Raw genomic sequence first — 19,765 nt, 5'->3', positions numbered from 1 at the left:
AAGTACCCTCTTCACAGCTGCGGCGGCACCATGGTGAAGCGGGCGTTCACCTGCGCGTACACCTGTTGCCGCTGTGGTTCCAGGTCGAGTGGTGCCGCTTCGTCCGCGACCTCGGCTCCGGCGAAGGCGGCGCGGCGCAGGGAGCGTGACTGGACCTCGTACCCCATGGGCTGTGCTGCCTCCGCGCCCACGTCCGCCAGTTCCACGAGCGCCGCCAGTGAGGTTCCCAGGGCCTCGGCGTATTCGCGGGCTCGTTGTACCGCTTCCCGCACCGCTTGTCGGCGGGCGTCGCGGTGGGCCGGGGAGTCGGGGCGCAGGGCCCACCAGGGGCCGTCGACGCGGGTGAGGTCAAGGTCGGCGAGGCGGCTGGTGAGTTCGCCGAGGGCGGTGAAGTCGGTGAGTTCGGCGGTGAGGTGTACGCGGCCGTGGTACGCGCGGACTCGTTCTCCTCTGCCGTGTTTGGTGAGTTCCGGAGCGATGGAGAAGGCGCCTGTTTCGAGGCGTTCGACGGCGTCGCCGTACGTTTTCACGAGGTCGAGCACTGTGGCGTTGCGGCGGGTGAGGTCGTCGAGGGCTGTGCGGCGGTCGGTGCCCCGTGCGCTGACGGTGATGCCGATGCGGGCGATCTCGGGGTCGACTTCGAGGTGGGCTTCGCCTCGGACGGCTATGCGGGGGGCGTCGGGGGTGCCGTAGGGGACGGCGGTGGGGTGCTCCGGGGTGGAGGTCATACGTCCCACTCTGTCACTCATGGTGGGGGTGCGGGCCGTGTTCCCGTCCCTGCCGGTCATCAGATCGAAACCTTCGGGGGCTGTTGCGGCCGGTCATGCTCGGGTCAGAATCTACGCGCGTCGTTGACCATTCCCCGAGGAGCCCGAAACATGCCGTTGAACCGCCGGAAGTTCCTGACGAAGTCCGCTGTGACCGGGGCGGGGGTCGCGTTGACCAGCGCTGTCGTGGCTCCGGCGGCGCAGGCCGCGGAGGCGAAGAAGCCCGCGAGGCCCGCGAAGCGGTACTCCCTGACCGTGATGGGCACGACGGACCTGCACGGGCACATCTTCAACTGGGACTACTTCAAGAACGCGGAGTACTCCGACGCGAAGGGCAACGCGCAGGGGCTGGCGCGGATCTCGACGCTGGTGGAGCAGGTCCGTAAGGAGAAGGGGCGTCGCAACACGCTGCTGCTCGACGCGGGCGACACGATTCAGGGCACCCCGCTGACGTACTACTACGCGAAGGTGGACCCGATCACCGCCAAGGGCGGGCCGGTTCACCCGATGGCGCAGGCGATGAACGCCATCGGGTACGACGCGGTGGCGCTCGGCAACCACGAGTTCAACTACGGGATCGAGACGCTGCGGAAGTTCGAGTCGCAGTGCCGTTTCCCGTTGTTGGGTGCGAACGCGCTGGACGCGAAGACGCTGAAGCCGGCGTTTCCTCCGTTCTTCATGAAGACGTTCCATGTGAAGGGTGCTCCGCCGGTAAAGGTGGCGGTGCTGGGGCTGACGAATCCTGGTATCGCGATCTGGGACAAGGCGTATGTGCAGGGGAAGCTGACGTTCCCGGGTCTGGAGGAGCAGGCGGCGAAGTGGGTGCCGAAGCTTCGCTCGATGGGCGCGGATGTGGTTGTGGTGTCGGCGCACTCGGGGTCTTCGGGGACTTCTTCGTACGGTGACCAGCTGCCGTACATCGAGAACTCGGCGGCGTTGGTGGCGCAGCAGGTGCCGGGGATCGACGCGATTCTGGTCGGGCACGCGCACACGGAGATCGCCGAGCTGAAGGTGACGAACACGGCGACGGGGAAGACGGTGGTCCTGTCGGAGCCGCTGGCGTATGCGGAGCGGCTGTCGCTGTTCGACATCGAGCTGGTTTTCGAGAAGGGCAAGTGGACCGTCGAGTCGGTGGCAGCGACGGTGCGTGACTCGAAGACGGTCGCGGACGACCCGAGGATCACGAAGCTGCTGAAGGACGAGCACGACGTGGTCGTCGCGTACGTCAATCAGGTGGTGGGTACGGCGACGGACACGTTGACGACGGTGGAGGCGCGTTACAAGGACGCTCCGATCATCGATCTGATCACGAAGGTCCAGGAGGACGTGGTGAAGGCGGCGCTGGTGGGGACGTCGTACGCGTCGCTGCCGGTGATCGCGCAGGCGTCGCCGTTCTCGCGGACGTCGGAGATCCCGGCGGGTGAGGTGACGATCCGGGATCTGTCGAGTCTGTATGTGTACGACAACACGCTGGTCGCGAAGTTGATGACGGGTGCGCAGGTGCGGGCGTACCTGGAGTACTCGGCGCAGTACTTCGTGCAGACGGCCGCGGACGCGGTGGTCGACGTGGAGAAGCTGACGAACGCGGCGAACCGGCCGGACTACAACTACGACTATGTGTCGGGGTTGACGTACGACATCGACATCGCGCAGGCGGCGGGTTCGCGGATCAAGAACCTGGCCTACAACGGTGCCGCGCTGGATGACGCGCAGCAGTTCGTGTTCGCGGTGAACAACTACCGGGCCAATGGTGGTGGGGCGTTCCCGCATGTGGCGTCGGCGCAGGAGGTGTGGTCGGAGTCGACGGAGATCCGGACGCGGATCTCCGAGTGGGTGACGGCGAAGGGTGTGCTGGATCCGAAGGAGTTCGCTTCGGTGGACTGGAAGTTGACGCGGGACGGTACGCCTGTGTTCTAGGCCGGTCCGGCGTCTGTGGCTGGGTCGCCTCAGATTCCGTCCACGAGAGGGGTCAGCACTTGGTGCTGGCCCTTTCCTCGTTCCTGGCTCTGGCGGGGGGTGGGGACCTGGGCCAGTGGTTGTTCGAGGCCGAAGGTGGTGAAGGCGGTTCTGGTCGGGAGGGGGTAGGGGGCCCGGCCGGTGAGGGAGTTGAGGATGGAGGCGCTGCGCCAGGCGACGAGGCCGAGGTCGGGGGTGCCGACGCCGTGGGTGTGGAGTTCGGCGTTCTGGACGTAGACGTGGCTGCCGGAGCCGGTGATGGCGGGGTCGAGGACGAGTCTGTACTGGTCGTCGATGCGGGGGCGTTCGCTGTTGTCGCGGCGGAGGTAGGGGTCGAGGCCGGCGAGGATGCGGTCGAGGGGGCGGTCCTGGTAGCCGGTGGCGAGGACGACGGCGTCGGTGGTGAGGCGGGTGCGGGTGCCTTGTTGGGTGTGTTCGAGGTGGAGCTCGACTTTGGTGGTGGCGACGCGGCCTGCGGTGCGGACGTGGACGCCTGGGGTGAGGACGGCTTCTGGCCAGCCGCCGTGGAGGGTGCGGTGGTAGAGCTCGTCGTGGATGGCGGCGATGGTGTCGGCACCGATGCCTTTGTGGAGTTGCCATTGGGCGGCGACGAGGCGGTCGCGGACGGGTTCGGGGAGGGCGTGGAAGTAGCGGGTGTGGTCGGGGGTGAAGTGTTCGAGGCCGAGTTTGGAGTACTCCATGGGGGCGAAGGCCTCGGTGCGGCCGAGCCAGTGGATCTTCTCGCGCCCTGGGGGGCGGTGGCGCAGCAGGTCGAGGAAGATCTCGGCGCCGGTCTGTCCCGATCCGATGACGGTGACGTGTTCGGCGGTGAGGAGCCGGTCGCGGTGGGCGAGGTAGTCGGCCGCGTGGAGGACGGGCACGGTGGGGGCTTCGACGAGGGGTTTGAGGGGTTCGGGGATGTGGGGTTCGCTGCCGATGCCGAGGACGACGTTCTTGGTGTAGGTGCGGCCGAGGGCTTCGGCTTCGCCTTCGGCGTCGACCTGGGTGTAGTCGACTTCGAAGAGGTCCCGTTCGGGGTTCCAGCGGACGGCGTCGACCTGGTGGCCGAAGTGGAGCCGGGGGAGGTTCTCGCTGACCCAGCGGCAGTAGGCGTCGTATTCGGCGCGTTGGATGTGGAAGCGCTCGGCGAAGTAGAACGGGAAGAGCCGTTCGCGGGTTCTGAGGTAGCTGAGGAAGGACCAGGGGCTTGCGGGGTCGGCGAGGGTGACCAGGTCGGCGAGGAAGGGGACTTGGAGGGTCGATCCGTCGATGAGGAGTCCGGGGTGCCAGTCGAAGCGGGGGTGTTGTTCGTAGAAGACGGCGTCGAGTTCGGTGAGGGGGTGGGCGAGGGCGGCGAGGGAGAGGTTGCAGGGGCCGATGCCGATGCCGACGAGGTCGTGGGGCGTTTCGGGGTCGGGGGCGGACGCCGGGTTGTCGGCGGGCGTGGGGGGTGGCAGTGGTGTCATCGGGAGGTGTTTCCTTCCACCAGCTTCAGGAGTGCGGCCAGGTCGTCCGGCCGGGTGTGGGGGTTGAGGAGGGTGACCTTGAGCCAGAGGCGGCCGTCGAGGTGGGCGCGGCCGAGGACGGCGCGGCCTTCGTGGAGGAGTTGTCGGCGTACGGCGGCCACGGCGTCGTCGGTGGCTCGGGTGGGCCGGAAGAGGACGGTGCTGATGGTGGGCGCGTCGTGGAGTTCGAAGCCGGGGTGGGCCTGGACCTGGCGGGCGAACTCGTGGGCGTGGGCGCAGACCTGGTCGACGAGGGTGCCGAGTCCGTGGCGGCCGAGGGTTTTGAGGGTGACGGCGATCTTGAGGATGTCGGGGCGTCGGGTGGTGCGCAGGGAGCGGCCGAGGAGGTCGGGGAGGCCGGCTTCGGTGTCGTCGTCGGCGTTGAGGTAGTCGGCGTGGTGGGCGAGTGCGGTGAGGTCGTCCGGGTTCTTGACGGCGAGGAGGCCTGCGGCGACGGGTTGCCAGCCGAGTTTGTGCAGGTCGAGGGTGACGGTGTCGGCGTGTTCGAGGCCGGCGATTTTGGGGCGGTGGCGTTCGCTGAAGAGGAGTCCGCCGCCGTATGCGGCGTCGATGTGGAGGCGGGCGCCGTGGGCCGCGCAGAGGGCGGCGATCTGGGGCAGTGGGTCGATGAGTCCGGCGTCGGTGGTGCCGGCGGTGGCGGCGACGAGGAGTGAGCCTCGGGGGCCGGGCAGTTCCGTCAGTGCCTCGTCGAGGGCGGCGGGGTCGAGGGTGCCGGCGGGGGCGGGAACTATGACCGGTTCGGGGAGTCCGAGGAGCCAGGCAGCGCGGGGCAGGGAGTGGTGGGCGTTGGCCCCGCAGACGAGGCGGACGCCCGGGTGTGCCTCGCGGGCGAGGAGCAGGGCGAGTTGGTTGGACTCGGTGCCGCCTGTGGTGACGAGGGCGTCACCTTTCTTTGGCGGCTCGGTTCGCCTCCGGGGCGCTGCGGCCTGTGTCGAGACCGCGACCGTGCTCGACCTTTCGGGCCTCCGCGCGCTCACGCCCTCGACACAGGCGCGCCCCTTCGGCTCACTCGCCTCTGCGCCCCCGTAGATCTCGGCGGCGAGGGTCCTCGTGACCAGGGCTTCGAGTGCGGAGGCGGCCGGGGCCTGGTCCCAGGAGTCGAGGGACGGGTTGAGGGCGCCGACGGCGAGGTCGGCGGCGGTGGCGACGGCGAGGGGTGGGCAGTGGAGGTGGGCGGCGCAGTGGGGGTGGGCGGGGTCGGCGGCGCCTTCGGCGAGGGCGCGGACGAGGTCGTAGAGGGCGTTGGGGTCGCCCTTGTCGGGCAGTACGTCTCCGGCGGCGTCGCGGACCCGCTGGGCGACGGTTTCGGGGCCGCCGGCCGGGAGGGGGCCGCCGCGCGCGTGTGCGCCGTCCGTGAGGGCGTCGAGGACCGTGTCGAGCAACGGCCGCAGGGAGTCGGGGCCTTCGGCGCCTGAGGCGAGGGGCGGCGTGCTCATGGTGGTCCTCCCGGGGCGCGTGGCTGGGGAGTTCCAGCTTGGACGGGGCGGGGGCGACGCGCCCGGGAAGACCAACGATCGGAACCCGAAAGGGGGTACGGGGGTTGTCGTGGGGAGGTGTGTGGGGCATGGGGTGGCCCCATGCCCCACAGCGTGCCCGTGTTCGCCTTACGCCTGTTCCCGTGCCCCTTCCGTGACCCCTTCGCGTACGCGCAGTGCGCGTGCCAGGTCGTCGAGTTGGTCGACGAGTTTGCGGCGGAGGGACGGGATGGGGTCGGCGTCGCGGAGGCATGTCTCGCCGAGGCGGAGGGTTTCGGGGGTGGCGGTGTGGGCGGGGAAGGCCCAGCGGCCGGCGGCGTCGGCGATGGCGGGGCCGCGGCGGGCGGCGACGGCGACGGCGTCGGTCCAGTACCGCTTGACGTACTCCTCGGTGAGGTCGGCCTGTTCGGGCTGCCAGAAGCCCTGGGCGGTGGCGACGAAGAGGTAGTTGGAGAGGTCGTCGGAGGTGAACATCTGTTCCCAGGCCCGGAGTTTGGACTCGGGGTCGGGCAGGGCGGCGCGGCAGCGGGCGGAGCCCTCCTGGCCGGAGGCGCTGGGGTCGCGGGCGAGTTCGGCGTCGATCTCGGTCTCGTCGGTGGCGCCGAGGACGGCGAGCCGGGCCAGGACGCGCCAGCGCAGTTCGGGGTCGAGTTCGGGGCCGCCGGGGACGGTGCCGTCGGCGAGCCAGGCGGCGATGGTGTCGGGGTGGGCGGCGACGTCGATGAAGTGGCGTACGGCGATGAGGCGCAGGCCGGGGTGGTCGCCGTCCTCGGTGCGGCGGATGAGGTCGCGGCACAGGGAGGCGAGGGTGGCGAGCGCGGCGGGGCGTTCCTGCGGGGGCAGGTAGCGGTCGGCGACGACGGTGGAGGCGAAGGTGAGGACGCCCTGGACGAGGGCGAGGTCCGTTTCGTGCGGGAGGTGGGCGCGGACGGTCTCCAGGTAGTCGGCGGGCGGGAGCTGGCCGTCGCGCAGGGCGTCCCGGAGGGCGTTCCAGACGACCGCGCGGGCGAGCGGGTCGGGGAGGCCGGAGAGGGCGCTGCGGACGGTCCTGAAGGACTCGGGGTCGAAGCGGACCTTGGCGTAGGCGAGGTCGCCGTCGTTGACGAGGAGGAGGGCGGGGCGCTTGCCGATGGGCTGCGGGGCGTCCTGGGGGATGTCGAGGTCGAGGCGTTCGCGGAGGGCGAGGGTGCCGTCGCCGGCGCTGTCGTGGTCGTACAGGCCTATCGCGACCCGGTGGGGGCGGCTGCCTTCGTGGCGGACGGTGAGGGTGCAGGAGCCGTTGTCGCCGTTGGTGACGCGCGGGGTGAGGGTGTCGACGCCGGTGGTGCGCAGCCAGGCGTCGGCCCAGGCGTGGACATCGCGTTCGGTGGCGGCGGCGAGGGAGTCGATGAAGTCGGCGAGGGTGGCGTTGCCGAACTTGTGGCGGGCGAAGTGGGTGTTGATGCCGGTGAGGAAGTCCTTCTCGCCGAGCCAGGCGACGAGTTGGCGCAGGGCCGAGGCGCCCTTGGCGTAGGAGATGCCGTCGAAGTTGACGAGGGCGGCGGCGGTGTCGTCGACGGCTTCGGGGGCGACGGGGTGGGTGGAGGGGCGTTGGTCGGCGTCGTAGCCCCAGGCCTTGCGGGAGACCCCGAAGTCGGTCCAGGTGTCGGTGTATCGGGTGGCTTCGGTGAGGGTCTGGTAGCCCATGTACTCGGCGAAGGACTCGTTGAGCCAGATGTCGTCCCACCATTGGAGGGTGACGAGGTCGCCGAACCACATGTGGGCCATTTCGTGGGCGATGACCATGGCGCGGGTCTGGCGTTCGGTGTCGGTGACGGCGGAGCGGTAGACGAACTCGTCGCGGAAGGTGACGAGGCCGGGGTTCTCCATGGCGCCGAAGTTGAACTCGGGGACGAACGCCTGGTCGTAGGAGTCGAAGGGGTAGGGCTCCTCGAACTTCTCGTGGTAGCGGTCGTAGCACGCGCGCGTGATGTCGAGGAGTTCGTCGGCGTCGGTGTCGAGGTGGGGGGCGAGGGAGCGGCGGCAGTGGAGGCCGAAGGGGAGGCCGCGGTGTTCGCTGCGGACGGAGTGCCAGGGGCCCGCGGCGACGGCGACGAGGTAGGTGGAGATGCGGGGGGTGGGGGCGGCCTGCCAGAGGCCGTCGGCGGTTTCGGTGGTGATGCCGTTGGCGAGGACGGTCCAGCCCTCGGGGGCGCGCACGGTGAACTCGAAGACGGCCTTGAGGTCGGGCTGGTTGAAGTTGGCGAAGACGGCTGCCGCGTCCTCCAGGGACATCTGGGTGTAGAGGTAGGTCTCGTCGTCGGCGGGGTCGGTGAAGCGGTGCATGCCCTCGCCGGTGCGGGAGTAGCGCATCGCGGCGTCCACGCGCAGTTCGTGCTCGCCCTCGGCGAGGCCCTTGAGGGGCAGTCGGCCGTCGGTGAGGGTGGCGGTGTCCAGGGGGTGGCCGTCGAGGGTGGCGGAGCGCAGCTCGGCGGGCCTGACCTCGACGAACGTGTCCGCGCCGGTGTGGCCCGCCGTCACCGCGAAGCGGATCACGGTACGGGAGTCGAAGGTGTCGTCCCCGGTGGTGAGGTCGAGTTCGACCGTGTACCGGTGGACGTCCAGGAGGGTGGCACGGGCTTGCGCTTCGTCGCGCGTCAGTACGGACATGGAGGACATGCTGCCTGATGCCGCTGGCAGGGCACAGGGGCGGATCGGTACACGGTGTTTGTCCGGACGTGCGCCGCCCGCCCCTGACGCGGGCTCCGGGGCGCCTCCGGAATCACCCTCAGGGCCTCAGGTGCGGTCTTCCAGGGCGTGTTCGGCGAGTAAGTCGTGGTCCTTGACGCGGGCGCGGAGTTCCCGCACCTCCTGTTCGAGGGCGAGGTGGCGGCGGTGGGCGTCGTACAGGTAGCGGACCTTGGTGCGCAGGGTCCAGGGGTCGATGGGTTTCATGACGAGGTCGGCGACGCCGAGGCCGAAGGCGGTGGAGGTGAGTTCGGCGTCGGGGCCGAAGCCGGTGAGCAGGACGACGGGGATGTGCTGGGTCTGTTCGAGGCGGCGCATGTAGCGCACGACGTCGAGGCCGCTGACGCCGGGCATGCGGACGTCGAGCAGGAGGAGGCCGACCTGGCCGCGCAGTACCTGTTTGAGGGCCTCGTCGCCGCTGGTGGCGCGGGCGAGCCGGTAGCCGAGCGGGGCGAGGGCGCTCTCCAGGGCGTAGAGGGTGTCCTCGTGGTCGTCGACGATGAGGATCTTGGCATCCGACGGCATGGCCCGACGTCCCTCCGGCGTGGACAACCAGACGGCACCCGTGGTGCTGACGCGCAGTGCTCGTCGGCTGACTACGAGTGCGCGATGAGTGCACAGGGCAGCATGCGCCCGCGGGTGCCCGGCTGTCACTCCCCGGGGGTCAATTCACCGGTGGTTTCCCGCCGTTCACGGCGTCGTCGGCGATGCGCTCGTGGTGTCTGATCACTTCGGCGATGATGAAGTTGAGGAGTTTCTCGGCGAACGCGGGGTCGAGGTTGGCGCTTTCGGCGAGTCGGCGCAGGCGGGCGATCTGCTGGGCCTCGCGGTTCGGGTCGGCGGGCGGCAGTTGGTGTGCGGCTTTGAGGTGGCCGACCTGCTGGGTGCACTTGAAGCGCTCGGCGAGCATGTGGACGACGGCGGCGTCGATGTTGTCGATGCTCTCGCGCAGCCGGCCGAGTTCCGCGCGGATCTCCGGCTCGACCTCACGGTTGTTGCTGGTGGTCATGGGCGTCCACCCTACGTGGCACGGGATGGACGGTCTCGTGGGGCGGCGGGAAGGCCTGAGGTGGGCGGGAAATGAGCGCTACGTGGCGTGCGGGTGTTCGATCCTCGGTGGGTCGGCGGGGTCGGGGACGCGGTCGCTCCAGCCGCCCGGAACCGTGCGTCCCTGTTGTGCCCGGAAGTGGACGGGGGCCATGCCGACGCGGCGGGTGAAGAGGCGGGAGAAGTACGCGGGGTCGTCGTAGCCGACGCGGCGGGCGACGGCGGCGACGGGCAGTTCGGTGGCGGCGAGGAGTTCCTTGGCGCGGCTCAGCCTGATGCCGAGGAGGTAGTCCTTGGGGCTGCATCCGGCGCCGCGTCGTACCGCGGTGCGCAGTTCGGCGGGTGTCATGCCGTGCCGGGCGGCGTGTTCGGCGACCGTGAGGGGCCGGCAGGCGTCCCGGGCGAGGGCGGCGAGGACCTGGTCGCCGTCGGGTGCCAGATCGGCGCGGGTGCGGCGCAGGGCGACGAGGAGTTCGTGGACGGCGGCGGCCGTCTCGACCTCCAGGACGGGGTTGTCGCGGCGGGCGGCGCGGGCCATGCGTCCGATCACGGCCCGGGCGGGGCCCGCGTCGGTGAGGGGTACGAGGGGCCGCTCGGGTTCGATGTAGCCGAGTTCGGCGTACGTGGCGGTGGCGGGCCCGGTGAAGTCGACGAAGGCCTCGTCCCAGCCGGTGTCGGGGTCGGGCCCGTAGTGGTGGGCGGTGCCGGGGGTGAGCCAGATCAGGGTGGGCGCGGTGACGGTCCTGCGGTGTCCGTCGGCGCCCTGGAACCAGCCGCGTCCGCCGCTGACGACGACGGCCACGTGGTGGTCGAGGACGCGGGGGCCGACGGTGGGCAGGGCGCCGTGCTGGAGGCCTACGCCGAGGCAGACGAGGCCGAGGCGGTGGTGGGCGGGCGCGGGGCTGAAGAAGCGCATCCAGGTGCGGTACATCCGCGGTCCTCCCGCCTGTGTCGTGCTCGTCTCCGCCCGTTGGAGGGGCGGAAGACCTCGGTCCAACTGGCGCTGATCTTTGTCCATGGACGCTGTCGGCCGCCAGAGGTGAGGGTGGGGCACATGAGCGAGTTCACGGTGGGCGACACGGACTTCCTGCTGGACGGCCGTCCGGTGCGGCTGCTGTCGGGGGCGCTGCACTACTTCCGGGTGCACGAGGAGCAGTGGGCGCACCGGCTGGCGATGCTGCGGGCGATGGGCCTCAACTGTGTGGAGACGTACGTCCCGTGGAACCTGCACGAGCCGCGTCCCGGTGACTTCAGGGACGTCGGACAGCTGGGCCGGTTCCTGGACGCGGTGCGGGAGGCGGGGCTGTGGGCGATCGTGCGGCCGGGCCCGTACATCTGCGCGGAATGGGAGAACGGCGGCCTCCCCCATTGGCTGACGGGACACGCACGCACGCGTGACGCCCGTTTTCTGGGTCCTGTGGAGCGCTGGTTCGGCCGTCTCCTCCCGGAGATCGTGTCGCGGCAGATCGACCGGGGCGGCCCGGTGCTGATGGTGCAGGTCGAGAACGAGTACGGCAGTTACGGCTCCGACGGGGCCTATCTGGACCGGCTGAGGGGCCTGCTGCGGGCCGGGGGCGTGAGCGTCCCGCTGTTCACCTCGGACGGCCCGGAGGACCACATGCTGACGGGCGGCTCGGTGCCGGGCGTCCTGGCGACGGTGAACTTCGGCTCCCACGCGCGCGTGGCCTTCGAAACGCTGCGCAGGCACCGCCCGACGGGCCCTCTGATGTGCATGGAGTTCTGGTGCGGCTGGTTCGACCACTGGGGCACCGAACACGTCGTACGCGACCCCGAGGACGCCGCACAGTCCCTCCGGGAGATCCTGGAGTGCGGCGCGTCGGTCAACATTTACGTGGCACACGGCGGTACGAGCTTCGCGGGCTGGTCGGGCTCGAACCGGGCGGCCGGCGACGGCACCCTCGGAGAAGCCCACGAGGGCGCCCTGGAGCCGGACGTGACGTCGTACGACTACGACGCCCCGATCGACGAACACGGGCACCCCACGGAGAAGTTCTGGCGCTTCAGGGAGATCCTGTCGGCGTACGCGGACACCCCACCGCCCGAACCACCGCCGGCCCCCACCTCCTTGGGCACGCCGGTCCCCGTGTGCTTGGAAGAGCGAGCACCCCTGACCGCGGTACTCGACACCCTGGGCGGCCCCGAGACGGAGCACGCCGTGCCGCCCACCTTCGAGGAACTGGACGTGGACCGCGGTCTCGTGCGCTACACGGTGACCGTTCCGGGTCCGCGGCGGCCGTATCCGCTGTCCGTGCGCGGGCTACGGGATCTGGCGGTGGTGTACGTCGACGGGGTACGGGCCGGGGTGCTGGGCGAGGGGGACGTATGCCTCCCGGAGCCGGTCGCGGGGCACGCGCGCGTGGAGCTGTGGGTGGAGTCCCTGGGGAGGGTCAACTACGGCCCGCGCATCGGCGAGCCGAAGGGCATCACCGGGGGCGTGCTGCACGAACGGCAGTTCCTGCACGGGGTGCGGGCACGGGGGCTGCGGCTGGACGCGTTCGAGGAGGGTGCGGTAAAGGAGGTGCCCTTCGGAGAGCTGCCCTCACCGTCGCCGGACCAGGACTCCCGGGGGCTGTACCGGGGGACGGTGACGGTGCGCGGGGCCGGGGACGCCCGGCTCGAACTGCCCGGGTGGACACGGGGGTTCGCGTGGGTCAACGGCTTCGGCCTGGGCCGGTACTGGTCCGTGGGCCCACAGCGCTCGCTGTATGTGCCGGGGCCGGTACTACGGGAGGGCACGAACGAGGTGTGGGTGCTGGAACTGGAGGGGGCGGGGCGGGCGGGGCCGGTGCTGGTTCCGGTGGGCCTGGTCGGGGACTGAGACGACGTTCCCGTCTTCCGGGGCCCGCCCTCTCGGGTCGGGGCTCCTGGGACCTGTCCCCGCATCCCACCTCCCCGATCCCGCAACGCTCCCCGTACGTGCCGGGCCGCCGCTGCTCCGCCCGGCCCGGGCAGGAACCGAGACGACGTACCGGTCTTCCCGGGCCCGCCCTCTCAGGTCGCGGCTCCCGGGACCTCTCCCCGCATCCCACCTCCCCAGTCCCTCGACGCCGCCGTACGTGCCGGGTCCGCCGCTGCTCCGGCGGGCCCGGGCAGGAACCGAGACGACGTACTCGTCTTCCCGGGCTCGCCTCCCGGGTCGGGGCTCCCGGGACCTCTCCCCGCATCCCACCTCCCCGATCCCGCAACGCTCCCCGTACGTGCCGGGGCCGCCGCTGCTCCGCCCGGCCCGGGCAGGAACCGAGACGACGTACCGGTCTTCCCGGGCCCGCCCTCTCAGGTCGCGGCTCCCGGGACCTGTCCCCGCATCCCACCTCCCCGGTCCCGCGCTCGCTCGCCGTACGTGCCGGGGCCAGTGGGCCCGGGCAGGGACCGAGACGACGTGCTCGTCTTCCCGGGCTCGCCTCCCCGGTCAGGGTTCCCGGGGCCTGTCCTCGGATCCCGCTTCCCCGGATCCGCAACACTCGCCGTACGTGCCGGGGCCGCTGCTGCTCCGGTGGGCCCGGGCAGGAACCGAGGCTGCCTACCCGTCTCCCCGGGCCTGCCTCCCTGGTCGGGGCTTCCGGGGCGGGCTCCCAGGGCTCGGTCCCGGATCCCGCCTTCCGGGGCTCGCCTCTCGGGGGCCGGGCTCCCCGATCTCGACTCGTGGGCCCGTCTTCGGTCCCTCGGATACGGCTTGCCGGAGTCCGTCCGCCGGGTCCGGCGGAGCCAGGTGGCCCGCCGGACTCGGGTCGCCTACAGCGTGGACGCCGCCCGGGCTATGGCCTTCGCGAAGGTGGACACCTGGGAGTAGACGCCGGGTACGCCCGGGCGGGCGCAGCCGTCGCCCCAGCTGACGATGCCTACCTGGATCCAGGCGCCGGTGTCGTCCTTGCGGAACATGGGGCCGCCGGAGTCGCCCTGGCAGGTGTCGACGCCGCCCGCGAGGTAGCCGGCGCACAGTTCGTCGCCGGGGACGAGCCGCTTGCCGTAGTGCAGCTTGCAGCCCGCGTCGCTGACGTAGGGGACGGTGGCCTTCTGGAGCTTGGTCGTGCCGGTGCCGCCGTTCTCCTTGGTGTCGCCCCAGCCCGCGATGGTGAAGGTGCCGCGGTTGTACTGGGTCGTCGTGGCGATCTTCAGCGTGGGCTTGTTGATCGGCCGGGCGAGCTTGACGAGCGCCCAGTCCTTGCCCGCGCCGTTGTAGCCCGGGGCCTGCAGGACCTTGGTCGACTTGACCTTGATCGCCCCCGAGGCGTTCAGGTCGGCGACGCCCGCGGTGACGGTGATGCCCGTGGTGGGGCCGGAGCCGTCCACGCAGTGGGCGGCGGTGAGGACGACGTCCTTCTTGTAGAGCGCGCCGCCGCAGCCCATCGAGAGGTGCACCAGCCACGGGAACTCGTTCTGCGCGGCGGGCGTTCCTCCTACGACGGGCGCGGGCGCGGCCTGTGCGGCGAGCGGCTGGAGGCTCGCGATCGCGAGGGCCGCGGCACCGACCGCCGCGGCCCGCTTGACCAGGGAGAGACCTCTTCCGACCGACGAGGTGTGGGTCAACGTACGTCCTTTCGTGGGGGGTGGTGGTGACGTGGTGACAAAGAACGCAAGTATGAAGATCAAGGCGGGTGCGGAACAAGGGCGGATATCACGTGCCCGCGGCGGAACCGGACGGTAGGAAATCCGCTCTTACCGACAGCTCCCCTGCGCGTAGGGTGGAGAAGAGTTCAGGGCGTCTTGGGGGTAAGGACGTGGCGAACGACGGACCGGTCGAGCACGGCTACCCACATCTGGAGACGGTGCGGGCCGCGATCAACGCGCTCTACAAGAGGCTGTCGTACGACACCGTCCAGACCTTCGCGACGAGTGTGGCCCCGGTCGACGTGGCGTTCTGCGACACCGACGACCTGCATCTGGGCGCGCAGCGCGTGGCCCGTGAGATGGTGCGGCACTACCGGCTCCCGGACGCGCGCATGATCGTCGGCTTCCGCGAGATGACCCACGCGGCGAATGTCGAACTGGCGGCGGGACCCGAGTACTTCATCGAGCTGAACGACCGATTCCGCACCCACCGCAGGGACATCGGCGCGGCCCTCGCGCACGAGGTGATGCATGTCTATCTGCACCGCCTGGATTTGTCCTTCCCGGGGACACGCGACAACGAGATCCTGACGGACACGGCGGCCGCGTATCTGGGCGCGGGCTGGCTGCTCCTGGACGCCTACCGCGAGGACGCGGACTCCTCGCAGAAGCTCGGCTATCTGACGCCGGAGGAGTTCGGGTACGTCCTGGCCAAGCGGGCCCTGCTCTTCGACGAGGACCCCGGGATCTGGTTCACCAGCCCGCAGGCGTACACGGCGTACGCGGCGGGCATGGAGCTGGCCCGCCGCGACTCGCGTCAGCCTCCGCTGACGGCGGCGGGCTGGGCGGGCCGCCGCCGGTACGCACGCGACCGCCGCCATGCGCAGGACCGCCAGCACGGGCCGGGCTCGTCGCAGCCGGGCGTCGTCCCGTACAGCTTCACCCCCGATGGGTCCGATGCCTCTGGTGGCTCTGACGGTCATGGTCCGCTGCGGGTCTCGTTTCCCTGTCCGACGTGTCATCAGCGCATCCGGGTACCGGTACGGGGGCGGGTGCGAGCGCGGTGCGGGGTCTGCCGGACGGTGCTGGAGTGCGACACGTGATGTCGGGGAAGCGTGGGGCACTTCACCCCGAAAGCCTTTGCCTCACCGGCCCTTCGCGAGCGAAGGTCGGAAGGTATGAACGGGCAAGAACCGCCACAAGGCAGTGATCACGACCTCTTCACCGCGGTGTACGAGGGTGACGAGGACGCGGTCGTACGGCTGCTGCGGCTCGGTGTGAGCCCGGAGGCGCTCGACGAGGACGGCCAGACCGCCCTGTACATGGCCGCGGTGAGCGACGCGCCCGGCATCGTACGGCTGTTGCTGTCCGCGGGCGCCGCGCCCGACCGGCTGAGCGCGGGTTCGGACCTCCCCCTGTGCGGGGCGGCCTGCGGCGGTCACACGGACGTCGTCCGCGCGCTGCTGGCCTCGGGGGCCGTTCCCGACGCGGTGGAGGCGTTCGGGTTCACGGCGCTGGCGTGGGCGCTGCGTTGCGGTCACGCGGCGGTGGCGGAGGCCCTGCTGGCAGCGGGCGCGGACCCGAACCGTCCCGGCCCGACCGGCGAGCCCCCGTTGGTCACGGCCGCCCGCCGGGGCTCTGCCGCGTGCGTACGGTCCTTGCTGGCTCGGGGGGCGCGGGCGAGGGGGGAGGCGTTGGCGGAGGCGCGGCGCTGGACGGGGGTGGATGTGGCGACGGAGCTGCGGGCGGGGTTGGCGCGGGCGCATGGGTTCGGCGGGGAGTATGTGACTCGGCGGTGGGCGGAGGGGGTTGCGGTGGAGCTGGTGCGGGACGGGGTGGTGGTGGCGGGGGTTGACCAGGGGACGGGGCATGCGGAGATCGTGGCGGTGCTGGAGGAGGTGCTGGGGGTGGGGTGAGCATTTTCTTCGTCCCCGCCGCCCCTACCCGTCCCATCCCTGGGGACTGCGCCCCCAGACCCCCCTTGTCGCGCTGAACGCGCTCGTCCTCAATCGCCGGACGGGCTAAAAGATCAAGCCCGCCGACGCTGAAGAGGCACCGCCCATGCTGCGGAGGCGGCGTGTGCGGGCGGGGAAAGGGGCGGGCAGGGCGCGGTTGTCCTCGAACGCCCGCCCGGCACCCTCCAGCCCGTCCGGCGTTTGAGGACGAGGCCGTTCAGGCCGATGGCGGGGGTCTGGGGGCGCAGTCCCCAGGGATGGGACGGGTAGGGGCGGCGGGGGCGAGAAACTCCCCGCCTCAGCAACCCCCCTTGTTGGCCGTCGCCGCGTCCAGGAACGCCGGCCTCTCTCCCCCGCCATGCATCAGCAAGCTCGCCCCACTGATGTACCCCGCCGCGTCGGACGCGAGGAACACCACCGCCCCGCCGATGTCGGACGGATCGGCCAGGCGGCCCGCGGGCACCGTGCGGGCGACCGCGTCCAGGCCGTCGGCCCCGCCGTAGTGCAGGTGGGACAGTTCCGTCCGGACCATGCCGACGACGAGCGTGTTGACCCGTACCTCCGGCGCCCACTCCACGGCCATCGAACGGGCCAGATGTTCCAGCCCCGCCTTCGCCGCCCCGTACGCGGCAGTCCCCGGCGACGGCCGGCTCCCGCTGACACTGCCGATCATCACAACAGAACCCCGGGCCCGCTTCAGGTGCTCGTACGCGGCGAGGGAAACCGTGAGCGGCGTGATCAGGTTCAGCTCGATGACACGAGCGTGCCGCTCCACATCCCCACCACCACCGCCACTCTCGCCCCCACCCAGCGGCCGATAAGGACTGCCCCCCACGTTGTTCACCAGCACGTCGAGCCGCGGCAGCCCCCCGACGAAGTCGTGCACGGCAGTCCGGTCCCGCAGATCGACAGCCGTGAACTCCACCCCGGGCAACGGGACTTCGGGGGGTCGCCGAGCGCACACCACAACCTCCGCGCCCGCCTCGACAAGAGCCCGGGCGATACCCGCCCCGATTCCACGCGTTCCGCCGGTGACAAGAGCGACACGCCCCTTCAAGCCGGCCAAGCCGTCCGTGCCGTTCAACACGCTCAAAGCCGCTCGATGATCGTCACGTTCGCCTGTCCCCCGCCCTCGCACATCGTCTGGAGCCCGAACCGGCCCCCCGTGCGCTCCAGTTCATGCAGGAGTGTGGTCATCAGCTTGACCCCGGTCGCGCCCAGCGGGTGACCGAGCGCTATCGCCCCGCCGTTGACGTTCACCCTCGCCGGATCCGCGCCCGTCTCCTTCAGCCACGCCAGGACGACCGGCGCGAAGGCCTCGTTGATCTCGACCAGGTCGATGTCGTCGATGGACAGGCCGGTCTTCTTGAGGGCGTGGGCCGTGGCCGGGATCGGCGCCGACAGCATCCGGATCGGGTCCTCGCCCCGTACCGAGAGATGGTGGATCCGGGCCCGCGGGCGCAGCCCGTGCTCGCGCACCGCCCGCTCCGAGGCGAGCAGCATCGCGGCCGCCCCGTCGGACACCTGGGAGGAACAGGCGGCAGTGATGGTGCCGCCGTCGATCACCGGCTTCAGGCCCGCCATCTTCTCCAGGGACGTGTCCCGGCGCGGCCCCTCGTCCACGGTCACCGTCTCGTAGGCCACGGTCTCGCGCGCGAAGCGGCCCTCGTCGATGGCCCGCACCGCCCGTTCGTGCGACAGCAGCGCGAACTCCTCCTGGTCCAGCCTGCTGATGCCCCACTTGGCGGCGATCATCTCGGCGCCCGCGAACTGGTTCACCGGCCGGTCCCCGTACCGCGCCCGCCACCCCGCGCTGCCCGCGAACGGCCCCTCCGTCAGCCCCAGGGGCAGGGCCGCCTGGCGGGAGGCGAAGGCGATCGGGATCATCGACATGTTCTGGACGCCGCCCGCGACGACCAGGTCCTGGGTGCCGGACAGCACGGCCTGCGCCGCGAAGTGCACGGCCTGCTGCGACGACCCGCACTGCCGGTCGACGGTCACCCCCGGCACCTCCTCGGGCAGCCCGGCGGCCAGCCAGCAGGTCCGGGCGATGTCACCGGCCTGCGGCCCCACCGTGTCCAGGCACCCGAAGACGACGTCCTCCACGGCGGCCGGGTCCACCCCGGCCCGCGACATCAGCGCCGTCAGCGCGTGCGCGCCCAGGTCGGCGGGATGCACCCCGCTCAGACCACCTCCGCGCCGCCCGACAGGCGTACGAACCGCTTCGACGACATAGGCCTCGGCCATGGCAACTCCCTCACAGAAAAGGGCTATTCACGTACTGCGATCCCGTCCAGCACCATCGACAGGTACTGCCGGGCGATCTCCTCGGGACTGTGCTGTCCGCCGGGCCGGTACCAGGACGCCGCGACCCACACGGTGTCGCGCACGAAGCGGTAGGTGAGGCGGATGTCGAGGTCGGCGCGGAAGATCTCGGCGGCGACTCCGCGTTCCAGCGTGGACAGCCACGCCTTCTCGAACTTGCGCTGCGACTCGGCGAGGAACGCGAACCGCTCCTGCGCGACCAGTTGCTTGCTCTCCTTCTGGTAGATCGCGACGGCGGCGCGGTGCCGGTCGATCTCCCGGAACGACTCGGTGACCAGCGCCTCCAGCGTCTCGCGCGGCCCGGACTCGGCGTCCAGGACGGCGTCGTAGCCGTGCCACAGCTCGTCGAGGAACGTGCGGAGGATCTCCTCCAGCATCGATTCCTTGGAGTCGAAGTGGTAGTAGAGGCTGCCCGCGAGCATGCCGGCGTGGTCCGCGATCTTGCGTACGGTGGTGGCGTTGTAGCCCTGTTCCGCGAAGACCTCGGCTGCGGTGGCGAGGAGTTCGTGGCGGCGGGCGGGCACGGCGGTCACCTGGGGCTTCTTCTTCGTAGGAGGCACGTGTCCATTGTGGTCCCCGGCATGAGTCGTCCTAGGGGTGCTGGTTGCTGACGGAGACGACTTCCCCTGTCATGTACGAGGAGTAGCCGGACGCCAGGAACACGATCACGTTGGCCACCTCCCAGGGTTCGGCGTACCGCCCGAAAGCCTCACGGGCCGTCAGTTCGGCGAGGAGTTCGGGCGTCGTCACCTTCACGAGGTGGGGATGCATGGCGAGGCTCGGTGACACCGCGTTGACCCGGACGCCGTACTCCGCCGCCTCGATCGCCGCGCTCCGGGTCAGCGCCATCACGCCCGCCTTGGCGGCGGCGTAGTGCGCCTGCCCGGCCTGGGCCCGCCAGCCGACGACGGACGCGTTGTTGACCACCACGCCTCCCGAGCCGCTGTCGCGAAAAGCCCGCAGCGCGGCCCGTACGCACCGGAACGTGCCGTTCAGCGTCACGTCCAGCACCCTCGACCACTGCTCGTCCGTCATGTCGACGAGAGTCGAAGTGCCGCCGAGACCGGCGTTGTTGACGACTATGTCGAGCCGCCCGTGCGCCTCCACGGCCGTGTCGAAGAGGGCCCGCACCTGGCTCTCGTCGGTGACGTCGCAGGGCAGCGAGTCGACGGCGCCCTCGAACTCGGCGGCCAGTTCCCCCTCGTACTCCTTGAGCCGCCGCGCGTGCGCGTCGCTGATCAGCACGCGTGCGCCCTCCTCCAGGAACCGGCGGGCGGTGGCCCCGCCGATTCCAGCGCCCGCGGCTGCCGTGATCACGGCGGTGCGGCCCTTCAGCAGCCCATGTCCGGGTACGTACGCCGGACTGTCGACGTCTCCCATGGAGCCACCGTAACCTACCAAACACTTGTTAGGGAAGG

At 70.9% G+C, this 19,765-nt stretch carries 16 protein-coding genes; 4 read left to right on the top strand and 12 right to left on the bottom strand.

The annotated features are described in order from the left end of the window. Positions 1-11 precede the first annotated feature (11 nt). Positions 12-728 carry an SIMPL domain-containing protein gene (locus tag OG787_RS37505; protein ID WP_369035138.1) on the bottom strand — a complete coding sequence of 239 codons (717 nt, stop codon included), beginning with the start codon at positions 726-728 and terminating at the stop codon, positions 12-14. Positions 729-878: 150 nt separating this feature from the next. Here OG787_RS37505 and OG787_RS37500 point away from each other — a divergent pair, with 150 nt between their 5' ends. After that, positions 879-2,684 carry a bifunctional UDP-sugar hydrolase/5'-nucleotidase gene (locus OG787_RS37500; protein ID WP_369035137.1) on the top strand — a complete coding sequence of 602 codons (1,806 nt, stop codon included), beginning with the start codon at positions 879-881 and terminating at the stop codon, positions 2,682-2,684. Between the two features lie 29 nt (positions 2,685-2,713). Here OG787_RS37500 and OG787_RS37495 read toward each other — a convergent pair whose 3' ends face one another. The 6 genes from OG787_RS37495 to OG787_RS37470 form a co-directional block, all read right to left on the bottom strand. Further along, on the bottom strand, positions 2,714-4,189 hold the full coding sequence (locus OG787_RS37495; protein ID WP_369035136.1) for a lysine N(6)-hydroxylase/L-ornithine N(5)-oxygenase family protein: 1,476 nt from the start codon (positions 4,187-4,189) through the stop codon (positions 2,714-2,716). Then, on the bottom strand, positions 4,186-5,685 hold the full coding sequence (locus OG787_RS37490; protein ID WP_405538220.1) for a pyridoxal phosphate-dependent decarboxylase family protein: 1,500 nt from the start codon (positions 5,683-5,685) through the stop codon (positions 4,186-4,188). Before OG787_RS37490 ends, OG787_RS37495 begins: the two co-directional genes overlap by 4 nt. Before the next feature lie 168 nt (positions 5,686-5,853). Next, positions 5,854-8,373: an aminopeptidase N gene (gene pepN, locus OG787_RS37485; RefSeq protein ID WP_405538218.1), complete on the bottom strand. Its 2,520-nt coding sequence runs from the start codon at positions 8,371-8,373 to the stop codon at positions 5,854-5,856. 126 nt (positions 8,374-8,499) lie between these two features. Then, positions 8,500-8,976 carry a two-component system response regulator gene (locus OG787_RS37480; RefSeq protein WP_405538216.1) on the bottom strand — a complete coding sequence of 159 codons (477 nt, stop codon included), beginning with the start codon at positions 8,974-8,976 and terminating at the stop codon, positions 8,500-8,502. A 139-nt stretch (positions 8,977-9,115) separates the two neighbouring features. Beyond that, positions 9,116-9,460, bottom strand: a complete 345-nt coding sequence (locus OG787_RS37475; RefSeq protein WP_369035132.1) for a chorismate mutase — start codon at positions 9,458-9,460, stop codon at positions 9,116-9,118. Between the two features lie 78 nt (positions 9,461-9,538). Further along, on the bottom strand, positions 9,539-10,429 hold the full coding sequence (locus OG787_RS37470; RefSeq protein WP_369035131.1) for an AraC family transcriptional regulator: 891 nt from the start codon (positions 10,427-10,429) through the stop codon (positions 9,539-9,541). Between the two features lie 123 nt (positions 10,430-10,552). On the opposite strand from OG787_RS37470, the gene OG787_RS37465 reads away from it, so the two are divergent. Next, positions 10,553-12,337 (top strand): glycoside hydrolase family 35 protein, encoded by a 1,785-nt coding sequence (locus tag OG787_RS37465; RefSeq protein WP_405538215.1) that lies wholly within the window; start codon positions 10,553-10,555, stop codon positions 12,335-12,337. A gap of 914 nt (positions 12,338-13,251) precedes the next feature. Here the strand turns inward: OG787_RS37465 and OG787_RS37460 are convergent. Further along, positions 13,252-14,046 carry a trypsin-like serine protease gene (locus tag OG787_RS37460; RefSeq protein WP_369035129.1) on the bottom strand — a complete coding sequence of 265 codons (795 nt, stop codon included), beginning with the start codon at positions 14,044-14,046 and terminating at the stop codon, positions 13,252-13,254. 191 nt (positions 14,047-14,237) lie between these two features. Here OG787_RS37460 and OG787_RS37455 point away from each other — a divergent pair, with 191 nt between their 5' ends. Continuing rightward, positions 14,238-15,170 carry a hypothetical protein gene (locus OG787_RS37455; protein ID WP_405538214.1) on the top strand — a complete coding sequence of 311 codons (933 nt, stop codon included), beginning with the start codon at positions 14,238-14,240 and terminating at the stop codon, positions 15,168-15,170. A 75-nt stretch (positions 15,171-15,245) separates the two neighbouring features. Further along, complete coding sequence (locus OG787_RS37450; RefSeq protein ID WP_405538213.1) at positions 15,246-15,983, top strand: ankyrin repeat domain-containing protein; 738 nt, start codon at positions 15,246-15,248, stop codon at positions 15,981-15,983. Positions 15,984-16,320: 337 nt separating this feature from the next. On the opposite strand, the gene OG787_RS37445 is transcribed toward OG787_RS37450, so the two are convergent. The 4 genes from OG787_RS37445 to OG787_RS37430 are packed head-to-tail and all read right to left on the bottom strand — an operon-like array spanning position 16,321 to position 19,727. Next, positions 16,321-17,079 carry an SDR family oxidoreductase gene (locus OG787_RS37445; protein WP_405540703.1) on the bottom strand — a complete coding sequence of 253 codons (759 nt, stop codon included), beginning with the start codon at positions 17,077-17,079 and terminating at the stop codon, positions 16,321-16,323. A gap of 32 nt (positions 17,080-17,111) precedes the next feature. Further along, positions 17,112-18,269, bottom strand: coding sequence for an acetyl-CoA C-acetyltransferase (locus tag OG787_RS37440; protein ID WP_369035126.1), 1,158 nt, complete (start codon positions 18,267-18,269; stop codon positions 17,112-17,114). 23 nt (positions 18,270-18,292) lie between these two features. Next, the gene (locus OG787_RS37435; protein WP_369035125.1) at positions 18,293-18,907 is read right to left on the bottom strand and encodes a TetR/AcrR family transcriptional regulator; all 615 of its coding nucleotides are present in this window, start codon (positions 18,905-18,907) and stop codon (positions 18,293-18,295) included. A gap of 31 nt (positions 18,908-18,938) precedes the next feature. Next, on the bottom strand, positions 18,939-19,727 hold the full coding sequence (locus OG787_RS37430; RefSeq protein WP_405538212.1) for an SDR family oxidoreductase: 789 nt from the start codon (positions 19,725-19,727) through the stop codon (positions 18,939-18,941). Positions 19,728-19,765 lie beyond the last annotated feature (38 nt).

It is taken from the genome of Streptomyces sp. NBC_00075, from assembly GCF_045041225.1.
Classification (GTDB): Bacteria; Actinomycetota; Actinomycetes; order Streptomycetales; family Streptomycetaceae; genus Streptomyces; species Streptomyces adonidis.
This window is presented reverse-complemented; position numbering and strand designations above follow the sequence as displayed.

Bases quoted from the DNA above. Each gene is read 5' to 3' on its own strand.
- OG787_RS37505 (WP_369035138.1), bottom strand. From the start codon at position 728: ATGACCTCCACCCCGGAGCACCCCACCGCCGTCCCCTACGGCACCCCC.
- OG787_RS37500 (WP_369035137.1), top strand. From the start codon at position 879: ATGCCGTTGAACCGCCGGAAGTTCCTGACGAAGTCCGCTGTGACCGGG.
- OG787_RS37495 (WP_369035136.1), bottom strand. From the start codon at position 4,189: ATGACACCACTGCCACCCCCCACGCCCGCCGACAACCCGGCGTCCGCC.
- OG787_RS37490 (WP_405538220.1), bottom strand. From the start codon at position 5,685: ATGAGCACGCCGCCCCTCGCCTCAGGCGCCGAAGGCCCCGACTCCCTG.
- pepN (WP_405538218.1), bottom strand. From the start codon at position 8,373: ATGTCCGTACTGACGCGCGACGAAGCGCAAGCCCGTGCCACCCTCCTG.
- OG787_RS37480 (WP_405538216.1), bottom strand. From the start codon at position 8,976: ATGCCGTCGGATGCCAAGATCCTCATCGTCGACGACCACGAGGACACC.
- OG787_RS37475 (WP_369035132.1), bottom strand. From the start codon at position 9,460: ATGACCACCAGCAACAACCGTGAGGTCGAGCCGGAGATCCGCGCGGAA.
- OG787_RS37470 (WP_369035131.1), bottom strand. From the start codon at position 10,429: ATGTACCGCACCTGGATGCGCTTCTTCAGCCCCGCGCCCGCCCACCAC.
- OG787_RS37465 (WP_405538215.1), top strand. From the start codon at position 10,553: ATGAGCGAGTTCACGGTGGGCGACACGGACTTCCTGCTGGACGGCCGT.
- OG787_RS37450 (WP_405538213.1), top strand. From the start codon at position 15,246: ATGAACGGGCAAGAACCGCCACAAGGCAGTGATCACGACCTCTTCACC.
- OG787_RS37440 (WP_369035126.1), bottom strand. From the start codon at position 18,269: ATGGCCGAGGCCTATGTCGTCGAAGCGGTTCGTACGCCTGTCGGGCGG.
- OG787_RS37430 (WP_405538212.1), bottom strand. From the start codon at position 19,727: ATGGGAGACGTCGACAGTCCGGCGTACGTACCCGGACATGGGCTGCTG.